Genomic DNA, 9,098 nt, shown 5'->3' with positions numbered 1-9,098 from the left:
CGTGGTCGGTATGGAGAACCTGCTGACCACCGACGCCTGCACCATGCCTACCGCTGAGCGACCGCTTCGACTGGCGGAGTTCGACGATCTGTTCGCCACCGCGGTACGCACCGTCGAACGCCGAGGAGACGACGTCCGGATCCACCTGACCGGCGGGGACGGCCTCGTCGACCACGTCCGCGACCTGACCGAGCGGGAGTCCTCATGCTGCTCGTTCTTCACCTTCGGGATCGAGGGCACCGACGAAGCCCTCATCCTGGACATCTCGGTACCGCCGGCACGCCAGGAGATCCTCGCCGCTCTGGTCGAGCGCGCCGAGGAACTCTCGGCGTGAGCCTGCGGATCAACCAGGTCGCCCAGGCCGCCGGGGTCAATCGGGAAACGCTGCGGTACTACGAACGTCGCGGCCTCATCGACCCGCCCGAGCGCAGCCCAGGCGGACACCGTCTCTATGACGAACGCGCGGTACAGACTCTGCGGATCATCAAGGCCGCCCAACGCCTCGGATTCACCCTGGACGAGGTGGCCGATCTGATCGAGGTCGGCCAACGCCGGGGCCGGGACTCCGGGCTCCAGGCCCGCGCTCACGCCAAGCTCCTCGAGGTCGAGAACCGGATGGCAGACCTCGCCGCCATCCGTGACAACCTGCGCGCGGCCCTCGACGCCGGCTGCGACGACCTCCACCAGTGCGCCACCAGCGACTGCTGCCCGCTCCCATTCGTCGAGATCACCACCAGAGAGGCCACCGCGTGAGCGCGAAGATCAAGGACCGGCACCTCCTCGGGGCCGGAGTCGCGGCATGCGCGCTCTGCTGCGTACCACCACTCCTCGCGCTGCTCGGTATCGCAGGTGCCGGCCTCGCCGCGACCATCGCCACCGTCGCGTTCGCCGGACTCGCCTTCGGCGCCGTCGTGCTGGCCGCGTCCGCGCTCGCCGTGTGGGCACGCCGCCGCCGCGTCGTCGCCTCGGCAGTTTGCGCGCAGGACGGACCGGTCGATGTGGTCATCCGCGCTCGCCCATCGGATGCACCGAAGGACTCCGACGCGCGCCCTTGACAAGACTTCCTCGTGGACACGCTTCGATCGATCGCCCTGTTTGTCGCCGCCGCCATCGCCGAGATCGGCGGTGCCTGGCTTGGTCTGGCAGGGCGTCCGAGAGCACAGAGGGTGGGCCTGGATCGGCGCCGGCATCGTCGCCCTGGGGATCTACGGCTTTGTCGCCACCTTCCAGCCCGACGCCCACTTCGGACGCATCCTTGCCGCCTACGGCGGCGTGTTCGTCGCGGGCTCGCTCGCCTGGGGCATGGCGCTCGACGGGTTCAAGCCCGACCGCTACGACATCGCCGGCGCACTCATCTGTCTGGCCGGCGTCGCCGTGATCATGTACTCCCCACGAACCAGTTGATCCACAGCACTGCAGGTTCACCGAACCTGAGCACCCACGTACGTTCCGAGCGCGATGGATGCCCAGGTTCAGGCTGAAACCGTCAATATTCATGCGAACTTCTAACCCGCCGCGTTCATCCGGCCCGTGGTGTCGAACAATTCGAGCTCGGCCGGATGCAGCTGATGTTGGACAACGAACGAGCGGTTCTTGATGCGCCACAGCCCTTGACCGGTGCCGAGGGTCGGTAGGAGCGACTGCTCGGTCCCGGTCAATCCAAGAGACGTCGCGGTCGAGCCGAGCTGGTCGGACTCCTGGCGGTAGACGATCCGGGTTTCCGCATTCGCGAGGAGCGACGAGGCTAGCGCGCGCATTGCGCTGCCCTGGTCGCCCACGTTGTCGAGATCGGAGAGCTTGTGGAAGATCAGCATGTTCGCGATCCCGTAGTGGCGGGCGAGTCGCCAGTGGGCGTCCATCCGTCGCAGGAGCGCAGGGTGCGACATCAGGCGCCACGCCTCGTCGTACACCACCCACCGCTGTCCACCTGCCGGGTCGAGCAGTGCCGACTCCATCCAGGCTGAGGCGCAGGTCATCAGCACGGAGATCAGCATGGCGTTCTCGGTGACGCGGGACAGGTCCAGCGAGATCATGGGCAGCGTGGGGTCGAACCGTACGGTTGAGGGTCCGTCGAAAAGTCCGGCGAGGTCACCCGCAACGAGTCGGCGGAGGGCATGGGCGGCGAGGCGGCCATCGTCGGTGAGCCGGTGGTCGGGGTCGTCGGCGGGGTCGGGGGAGAGAAGCCGGTCGACGACGAGGGGGAGGATTGGGACCTCGTACGACCGGACGACTGCGGCAAGCGCGACGTCGATCGCAGTGTGTTCGAGTGGTGTGAGGGTCCTGTCGAGGACGGTTTCGGCGAGTGCTCCGAGCAGGTCGCGGCGGCGCGCGGTGACCTGAGCGGCCCAATGGACGTCGTCGAGCCCCGCCGGGCGGTGACCCTCGTCGAGGGGGTTGAGGCGGTTGGGCATGCCGTGGCCGAGGGCGATGGCGCGTCCGCCGACGGCTTCGGCCACAGGGGTGTGTTCGCCTTTGGGGTCGCCGGGGACGTACACGCGTCTCCCGAACGGGATGGACCGGCTATAGAGGCTCTTGGCCAGTGATGACTTCCCGGAGCCGACGATTCCGGCGAGGACGACGTTGGGGGCGGTGATCTGTCCGCGGGCGTAGAGGACCCAGGGGTCGTAGACGAACGAGCTGCCGGAGTAGAGGTCCTGGCCGACGAAGACGCCGTCGGCGCCGAGTCCGCCCTCGGCGAGGAAGGGGTACGCGCCGCCCCAGGTTGCGGAGGTGTCTTGGTGCTTCGGGACGCGGAGTCGTCCGGGCGTACGCAGCATGGCCGGTCCAGCCTCACCTGCTCGACCGATCATCGGCGGCTCGTGCTCGACATCCGCGAGGTCGGCGGCGCGGTTCCGTGTGTGCCAGTCGGAAAGCAGTTGGGCGGTGGCACGGCGTCGCTTCTTGCGGTCTCGCCGACGCTCGTGGGCAGGAGAAACAAGCGTGGCAGCGTGGATCCGTTCCCCTCGGCTCACAGCGTGATCCCGTTGCCGGGGGTGCTGTTGGTTCGAGCGGTCTGTTCGACGGGACGTGAATAGGCGATTCTGGCCTCGATCTCGTGGGCGTGGTCGACGACTTTGGCCATCTGGCGGGTCATCTCGGCGGCCCGGTGGAGTTCCCACGACACCTGGTAGGAGGCGCTGTATCCAGCCCGCGAGCTGTCGGCCACGACGGGCCGGATGTCGCGCCGTTTCAGGGTGTCGTGGAAGCCGCCGATCTGGTTGAGCGTCTGCCCCATCGAGGTGATCGCTTGGGAGAGGGCGCCCAGCAGGTCGTAGACCACTGAGGGGTCCTCGAGGTTGCGGGTTACGTGTGCGAGGCCGCGCAGTGCTTGGCGGGCTTCCTCGGCGTCGTTGGTCGGGTCGTTGAAGGTCGGCATCGTGTCCTCCTGCTTTGAAAGGGTGGTCAGCAGGCAGGTGCCACCTCGACTCCAGCATTGACGCCACGCGGCCCAGACTTGGTCGGCGAAGAGTTCGGCGAACCGGCCGGGAGGTTTGAGGAGTTCGTCGAGGTGGCGGTCTGGACGATGTGGTCGTCGTTGAAGATGTAGATGCGGTCTATGCCGCGCCAGGTCTAGGCACGGTGGGAGTGTCGACGATGGTGATCCGGGTCCTCGGGGTTGGCCAGGAGTTCGGCGAAGACCTCCCGTTCGCCCTCGGCATCGATCGCGCTGGTCGGCTCGTCAACGATCCAGATCCCAGCGTTGCGCAACACGATTCTTCCCGGTGCCGTTGGCGCCGTCGCCCGAGACGAAATTCTGAACGCGTTCTCACCTGGTCAGGCACGCCGTTCCTGGTTGGTTTCATCTCCAACCGAGTCCGCTCACGGAGTCAGACGAAGAACAATGAGGGCAGGCTGCGCAGAGGACGCCTCGGCCGCTGTTGCAGGCCGGGCTCTGCGAACGCCAACGACTGAGCCTCAAGACCGGTACTTGGCGGGAAGATTGTCGTAGATGGCGTCAGCGACCTGTGCGGGTGAAACCTCTCCTGTGCGCCCGGGATGGGCTTCCAGGAAGGGGCGGGGCCGCTCGTTCCGGCCGGTCGCCTCCCGTTCAAGTGCCTGCTCGAAGTCGCGCTCCACGTCGAAGTACTTGACTGACCACCAGCCTTGACTCGACGTCACTGTTACGTACACCCGGTCTGTGAGATCTGCCTGCAAGATCACCTCACCGCCCATTTGAAGTTCATCCTGAGCCGGGCCTAGTTGCCAAGAGCCGTTGGAGTGCTTGCTCGTCAGCATGATGCCGAGTTCATGCTCGAGCGAACCGGCTCCATAGGTCACCGGGGGCATCTTCACCTTCGATTTGGCCTGACGGGCCATGGGTGGTCTTGAGCAATCGACGTTACTCTGAGGCCTCGCACTTGCGGGCGCGATCGTCTGGGTACCTGAGACCGGCACGTTGGGCAGAGCGGGCAGTTCCGTGACAGCAACTGACTCGTGCGGACCCCAGGACTCAACTCGACCGGCTGGGCGCCGGCTCTGGACAGCGCCTATGAGTAGCGCCAGGGGGAGAAACACGAGAACGAAGGCCCAGTAAGCGACCGTCAAGAGGATCGGTTCGCCGATGAGCAGCATGAACAACCCGAGAAGCAGGCTTCCGTCGGTCGAAAAGCCAATGATCGGCATCGTCCCACCGAAAAATCCCACCCAGATGCACCACAGCCCCCAGAATCCGGCTGCGGCGGCACATAGCCGGATCAGCACACTGAGCCAGGCCGGGAAGTCGTCGTTCATCAAACCTCTACTCTCTGGGCAAGGCTGTCCGAGAGTTCAGCGATGTTCTTACGGCCGATTCGCCGAGTAGCCGCAGCGTATTGCGCGGACAACGCAATTGGAAGTCATTCCGAGCAGATCCCTCACGCTGTTTGAGCCTGAACTGGCGCCTATGTTGGATCGTTGAACACGCGCTCCCGCCAGAATGATCACGATCCGAGCCGACGGCCGAGTGGTAGGGAGGCGGCGAAGCTCTGGGCTTGCTGACCCCAGAGCCGACGGGGTTCGCAGGAGGCCTGGATCGCAGCTTGCTCGATGGTGGCAATGGCCTTCTCGAGTTCGTGCTCTTCGGGGGCGGTGACGGTGATGAGGCCGGTGGTGCGGAGGATGCCGTGGCCGGCGGTGAGTTCGGCTTCTTGCTGGAGGACATCGCGGTATTCGGCGCTTTGCTGAGCGTCTTCGATCTGGCCGAGTTTTGCGCGTTGGGTGGCGTCGGAGACGTATTCGGTCTTCTTTCTCCGGATGTCGCGGGCGGCGGTGTCGGTGCGGAGCGGTTGGTAATAGAGGGTGAGGGCGCGGCGTATGCCCGAGGTGAGTAGGAGGGGTGCGAGGAAGCCGGGGTAGACCTGGGAGCGTGGCCACTCGCTGACCCAGAGGACGGCGTGGTGGGCGGAGTCGGAGCGCAGCGATCCCCAACTTTCGGAGACTGCGATCGGGCCGGCTTGGGTGAGGTCGCGGCCGAGGTCGGGGTGGCGCTCGAGAGCGGGTGCGGCGTCAGGGTCGTAGGCGGAGCGGAGGACGACGGCGAGGTCGGCAGGGGTAAGCCAGCCCTCAGGGGTTAGCTCGGCCGAGCGCAGCGCCGCGGTGAGGGTGCTCATCTCTTGGCGGAGCACAGCGGCGGCGCCTTTGCGGCCACCGCCGGCGGCTCGGATTACTCGGGAGGCGGCGCGCATGTCGAGGGCGATGGAGATGGTGGTGGCGTGGCGTTCGGAGGCGGGACCGGCTCGGTCGATGAGTTCGGCGTAGGTGCGGGCGGCCCAGGTGTCGTCGTCGGTGCCGTGGGTCTCCCACCATTCGGTGAGGCTCTTGCCGGAGTCGGGCAGCGTACGTTCGGTGACCTGGACGGCGGCAAGGCGTCCGGAGCGGCAGGCGGTGGCGAGTACGCGGCCCCAGCCGGTGACGCGGCGCTGTTGTTCCGCGGGGTCGAGGAGCACGAAGGCCGGGTGGGTGACCGCGACGATCGCGGTGAGAGTGGCGGCGTGAGGGTCGTGGACCATGACGGCGCCGGTCTCGGCGTCCTCCCACTGCTGGAGGCGGGCGGCGTCGCCGGGGAGGGCGAGGGTTCCGGCCTGACGCGGGCGGGTGACGTCGCGGCGGTAGTCGAGCTGCCCGGTCATCGAGCGCCGGAGCCACACGGTACCGATCGGTAGCCACGCAACCACGGGTCGTCCGCCGACCTTCAGGAACGAGAGGGCCGTGCAGGCGCCGATGACCGGGACTGCGATGGCGCGGGCGGAGGTGCCGCCAGCGTAGAGGGTGATGACCAGCGTGACCGCCGCGATGCCGACTGTGGCAAGTTGACTGGGGGAGAGGCCGAGGAGTACGCCGCGGCGGGACAGGCGGGAGAACTTGACCGGTGCGAGGTCGGTGGTCATCGCTGGTCACCCGGGGTTGGGTCGGCGGTGTGGGGCATGGGCACGCGAGGTGGTGGAGCGCCGTCACCGGCGGCCGCCTGTTCCTCTGTGGCACCGCCGATGGTCTGGCCAGTCCGCTGTCCGGCGGTTGCTGACGACTTCACGAGTTCGGCGCCCGCCACGGCGGCAGCGGCTGGACCCGCGACGGCTGTGGATGTCTCCGGCGCCGCCGCTTCGGGCGTCATGGGGGCTATCTCCGTGGTTGGCCCCTCCACGACGGTCGAACTCGAGCCTGGCTTCGGCGAGTGGGTTGCTGGCGGCGTACCGGCCGATTCTCCTCCGCCACCTTCATCGAGGACCTTGCGAGGCTGGATCCCGGGCGAGCGGGCGGAAAGGGGGACGGGGCGGTTGAGGGCGTTCTTGGCTTCTTGTTCGGCGGACATGGCGTGGTACATGTCGAAGCCGATGAAGCTGATCGCCTTATAGGCGATGTACGGCGCGAACCCGGCCACGAGCAGGAGCACGATGCCGGAGAGGGGTTCGCTCAGCGACTTCAGATCGGCATCGATCGGTGCAGAGACCTGGGTGCTGGCGATGAGGAAGATGACCACGACGACGAGCTTGGACAGGATCAGTGCGATCACGAACGAAGCCCATCGTCCGGCCCACGCGCGGGCGTGATCCCACGAGGAGCCGGCGAGGGCGACGGGGGCGAAGACGATCGCGACGAGCAGGAGGGCTTTGCGTACGAGCAGGCTGATCCAGATGAAGAAGGTCGCTCCGACGGCGAGGCTGGTGAGGAACACGCTCGCCAGGCTTGCGGCGCCGGGGTTGGCGACGCCGGCGACGGTGCCGACCGCGACCAGGACGGCGATCCGGTCGCCGAGCTCGCTCATGTTCGTGCCGGCGGCGTGGACGATGCCGATGCAGAGCCGGTCGGTGACTTCCAGTGCCGTGCCGACCAGGGCGAGGGCGAGGAAGGAGCCGAGGATCGACTTGCCCAGGCCGAGCGCGGCTCGACTCAGGCCGGCCGGTTCGCGGCGGATCATCGCGGCCATGACCTGGAGCAGGAAGAACCCGATCATGATCAAGAGCGCGATGCCGAAGATCAGGTTGTAGACGCGTGTGTAGCCACTGGAGGTCACCTCGACATACGTCGTGTCGTCGAGCACCTTCCAGGTCATCTCGAACACCGCCTTGGCCAGTTCACCCATCGCTGTCGCGAGCCAGGTGAAGGAGCCTTTAATGGCGCTGGTGGTGGCCTCGGAGGCTTGGTTGCAGACCTCGTTGACGCCGGGTACGTCGCACAGACCCATCGCTCGCTCCTCGTCTTTCAGACGGCCTGGCCGACGTTCCAGAAGAAGTTGACCAGGCTGACCGAGGCGCCGCAGACAATCGCGGCGCCGAGGGCGATCAGGACCCCGAGCTTGCCGCGGCCGGCCAGGTGAGGGTTGGAAGTGTTCGATCCCAGGGCCCACACAACTGCGGAGATGATCAGGGCGAGGACGGCGAGGATCAGGCCGATCGTCATCGTCGCGCCGACGATCTCGCGTAGCTCGGCGATGCCGGGCAGGCCGCTGGAGTTCGGACTGATGTCGATCTGAGCCGCAGGACCCTTATAGGTCGGCGGGTGAATGCTCACGGGTAGCTCCACGAGTGAGAAGGGGCTGGATGCCCAGCAGGTGGGTTGGCTTTCCCGTGATGCTCACGAATCGCCGGTGAAGCCACTTCCGGGCGTGCTGTCACTACGTCGTGCGGTCCGGGCGGTCTCCTACTGGAGCCCCCCGCCCGGTAGTGACGACGGCTGGGTCGTATGTCAGCGGTAGGGGATCGTGGCGTCGCGTCTGGACTCAGACGACGATCGGAGATGATTGCTCCATGCTCGTTCTGCGTGCGACCAAGAAGCTGCGCGATCGCATCGGCGGTCTGCCGCCAGTGGACGGGGAGACGTCGACGACATTGCTCGGTGACTGGTACGCGAATTTTCTGCCGTGGCGTCCCCAGACCGCGATCCTGGTCAACGCGCGCACGCTGCTCCCGGTCCTGACCCCGCTTGCTCCTGCCAAAGGCCTGCCGGGCCGCATCGCGGAGGTGATCGCTGAGGCTCTGATCGACCAGAGCGTGCCACCGGAGATCATCGATGCCGAGATCGAGCAGATGAAAGAGGTACGAGTCGGTCCGACCGCTGATCGCGGCGTGGTCGGGTCAATGAACGACTTCATCTTCCTCGCCGACCATCGTCGCGATGGTGTCCCCGACCTGCCTCAACTGTCGAAGGAGTTGGCCCGCGTTCCGTGCGGACCGCTCTTCAAGAAGCACGTACGTCCCGAGGCTGAGCTGGCGGCGTTTGTCGCGGCTCAGCGCTGATGCTCACAGCCGAGCTCCGATCCCGAGAAGCCAGTTCGCCCAGGCGAGCGCGCCCCCTGTGAGGACCGCGCCACCGAGAGCCACGAGCACACCCACCTTCGCCCGCGAGGCGCCATGCCAGCTTCCCGCCCCAGATGCGATAGCCCACGTGATTGCGCTGATGATCAGCATCGCGACCGAGAGCAGTAAACCGTAGGTGAGAAGTGCTCCCACGATGTCGCGCAGATCCCCAGTCCCGGAGATCGCGCCGAGGTCTGGGTGGACCTGTCCACGGGTGAGAGTGGGGCTCATGGCCAGCAGGTGGGCGACTGTGCCCGGGAAGGAGAAACCCCGCTGGCGTCTCGGGTCACCAGCGGGGCAAGAGAATGATGCATCATACCCCCAGGG

General features: G+C 66.7%; 12 protein-coding genes and 1 pseudogene. 5 read left to right on the top strand and 8 right to left on the bottom strand.

The genetic code is table 11. The features are described 5' to 3' along the window. The first annotated feature begins 10 nt into the window (after positions 1-10). The 4 genes and pseudogenes from ABT304_RS25760 (at position 11) to ABT304_RS25745 (ending at position 1,404) form a co-directional block, all read left to right on the top strand. Entirely contained in the window at positions 11-334 is a 324-nt protein-coding gene (locus ABT304_RS25760) for a hypothetical protein (RefSeq protein ID WP_350719579.1), read from the top strand. Then, positions 331-753: a MerR family transcriptional regulator gene (locus ABT304_RS25755; protein WP_350719577.1), complete on the top strand. Its 423-nt coding sequence runs from the start codon at positions 331-333 to the stop codon at positions 751-753. The genes ABT304_RS25760 and ABT304_RS25755 overlap by 4 nt, the downstream gene beginning before the upstream one ends. After that, entirely contained in the window at positions 750-1,055 is a 306-nt protein-coding gene (locus ABT304_RS25750) for a hypothetical protein (RefSeq protein ID WP_350719576.1), read from the top strand. The genes ABT304_RS25755 and ABT304_RS25750 overlap by 4 nt, the downstream gene beginning before the upstream one ends. A gap of 12 nt (positions 1,056-1,067) precedes the next feature. Continuing rightward, positions 1,068-1,404, top strand: a pseudogene (locus ABT304_RS25745) (YnfA family protein). 101 nt (positions 1,405-1,505) lie between these two features. Here ABT304_RS25745 and ABT304_RS25740 read toward each other — a convergent pair. From ABT304_RS25740 to ABT304_RS25710, 7 genes are all read right to left on the bottom strand, one after another. Continuing rightward, positions 1,506-2,810, bottom strand: a complete 1,305-nt coding sequence (locus tag ABT304_RS25740) for a putative type IV secretion/conjugal transfer ATPase (protein ID WP_350719574.1) — start codon at positions 2,808-2,810, stop codon at positions 1,506-1,508. 158 nt (positions 2,811-2,968) lie between these two features. Beyond that, entirely contained in the window at positions 2,969-3,376 is a 408-nt protein-coding gene (locus ABT304_RS25735) for a hypothetical protein (RefSeq protein ID WP_350719572.1), read from the bottom strand. A gap of 194 nt (positions 3,377-3,570) precedes the next feature. Next, a complete protein-coding gene (locus ABT304_RS25730; protein WP_350719570.1) occupies positions 3,571-3,711 on the bottom strand; it encodes a P-loop NTPase family protein in 141 nt (46 codons plus the stop codon). Positions 3,712-3,915: 204 nt separating this feature from the next. Then, the gene (locus ABT304_RS25725; protein ID WP_350719569.1) at positions 3,916-4,731 is read right to left on the bottom strand and encodes a hypothetical protein; all 816 of its coding nucleotides are present in this window, start codon (positions 4,729-4,731) and stop codon (positions 3,916-3,918) included. Between the two features lie 188 nt (positions 4,732-4,919). After that, positions 4,920-6,365 carry an SCO6880 family protein gene (locus ABT304_RS25720; protein ID WP_350719567.1) on the bottom strand — a complete coding sequence of 482 codons (1,446 nt, stop codon included), beginning with the start codon at positions 6,363-6,365 and terminating at the stop codon, positions 4,920-4,922. Beyond that, entirely contained in the window at positions 6,362-7,660 is a 1,299-nt protein-coding gene (locus ABT304_RS25715) for a conjugal transfer protein TrbL (RefSeq protein WP_350719565.1), read from the bottom strand. Before ABT304_RS25715 ends, ABT304_RS25720 begins: the two co-directional genes overlap by 4 nt. Positions 7,661-7,677: 17 nt before the next feature. Next, positions 7,678-7,986 carry a DUF6112 family protein gene (locus ABT304_RS25710; protein ID WP_179657653.1) on the bottom strand — a complete coding sequence of 103 codons (309 nt, stop codon included), beginning with the start codon at positions 7,984-7,986 and terminating at the stop codon, positions 7,678-7,680. Between the two features lie 236 nt (positions 7,987-8,222). Here ABT304_RS25710 and ABT304_RS25705 point away from each other — a divergent pair, with 236 nt between their 5' ends. Further along, positions 8,223-8,711 (top strand): DUF6933 domain-containing protein, encoded by a 489-nt coding sequence (locus tag ABT304_RS25705; RefSeq protein WP_350719563.1) that lies wholly within the window; start codon positions 8,223-8,225, stop codon positions 8,709-8,711. Between the two features lie 3 nt (positions 8,712-8,714). Here ABT304_RS25705 and ABT304_RS25700 read toward each other — a convergent pair whose 3' ends face one another. Beyond that, entirely contained in the window at positions 8,715-9,002 is a 288-nt protein-coding gene (locus tag ABT304_RS25700) for a DUF6112 family protein (protein WP_350719562.1), read from the bottom strand. Between the last annotated feature and the right edge of the window lie 96 nt (positions 9,003-9,098).

The sequence above is a fragment of the Nocardioides sp. NPDC000445 genome, assembly GCF_040300245.1.
Classification (GTDB): Bacteria; Actinomycetota; Actinomycetes; order Propionibacteriales; family Nocardioidaceae; genus Nocardioides.
The sequence above is the reverse complement of the archived record's forward strand: the minus strand, read 5'-3'. Positions and strand labels throughout refer to the sequence as shown.

Bases quoted from the DNA above. Each gene is read 5' to 3' on its own strand.
- ABT304_RS25735 (WP_350719572.1), bottom strand. From the start codon at position 3,376: ATGCCGACCTTCAACGACCCGACCAACGACGCCGAGGAAGCCCGCCAA.
- ABT304_RS25720 (WP_350719567.1), bottom strand. From the start codon at position 6,365: ATGACCACCGACCTCGCACCGGTCAAGTTCTCCCGCCTGTCCCGCCGC.
- ABT304_RS25760 (WP_350719579.1), top strand. From the start codon at position 11: ATGGAGAACCTGCTGACCACCGACGCCTGCACCATGCCTACCGCTGAG.
- ABT304_RS25725 (WP_350719569.1), bottom strand. From the start codon at position 4,731: ATGAACGACGACTTCCCGGCCTGGCTCAGTGTGCTGATCCGGCTATGT.
- ABT304_RS25715 (WP_350719565.1), bottom strand. From the start codon at position 7,660: ATGGGTCTGTGCGACGTACCCGGCGTCAACGAGGTCTGCAACCAAGCC.
- ABT304_RS25705 (WP_350719563.1), top strand. From the start codon at position 8,223: ATGCTCGTTCTGCGTGCGACCAAGAAGCTGCGCGATCGCATCGGCGGT.
- ABT304_RS25740 (WP_350719574.1), bottom strand. From the start codon at position 2,810: ATGATCGGTCGAGCAGGTGAGGCTGGACCGGCCATGCTGCGTACGCCC.
- ABT304_RS25700 (WP_350719562.1), bottom strand. From the start codon at position 9,002: ATGAGCCCCACTCTCACCCGTGGACAGGTCCACCCAGACCTCGGCGCG.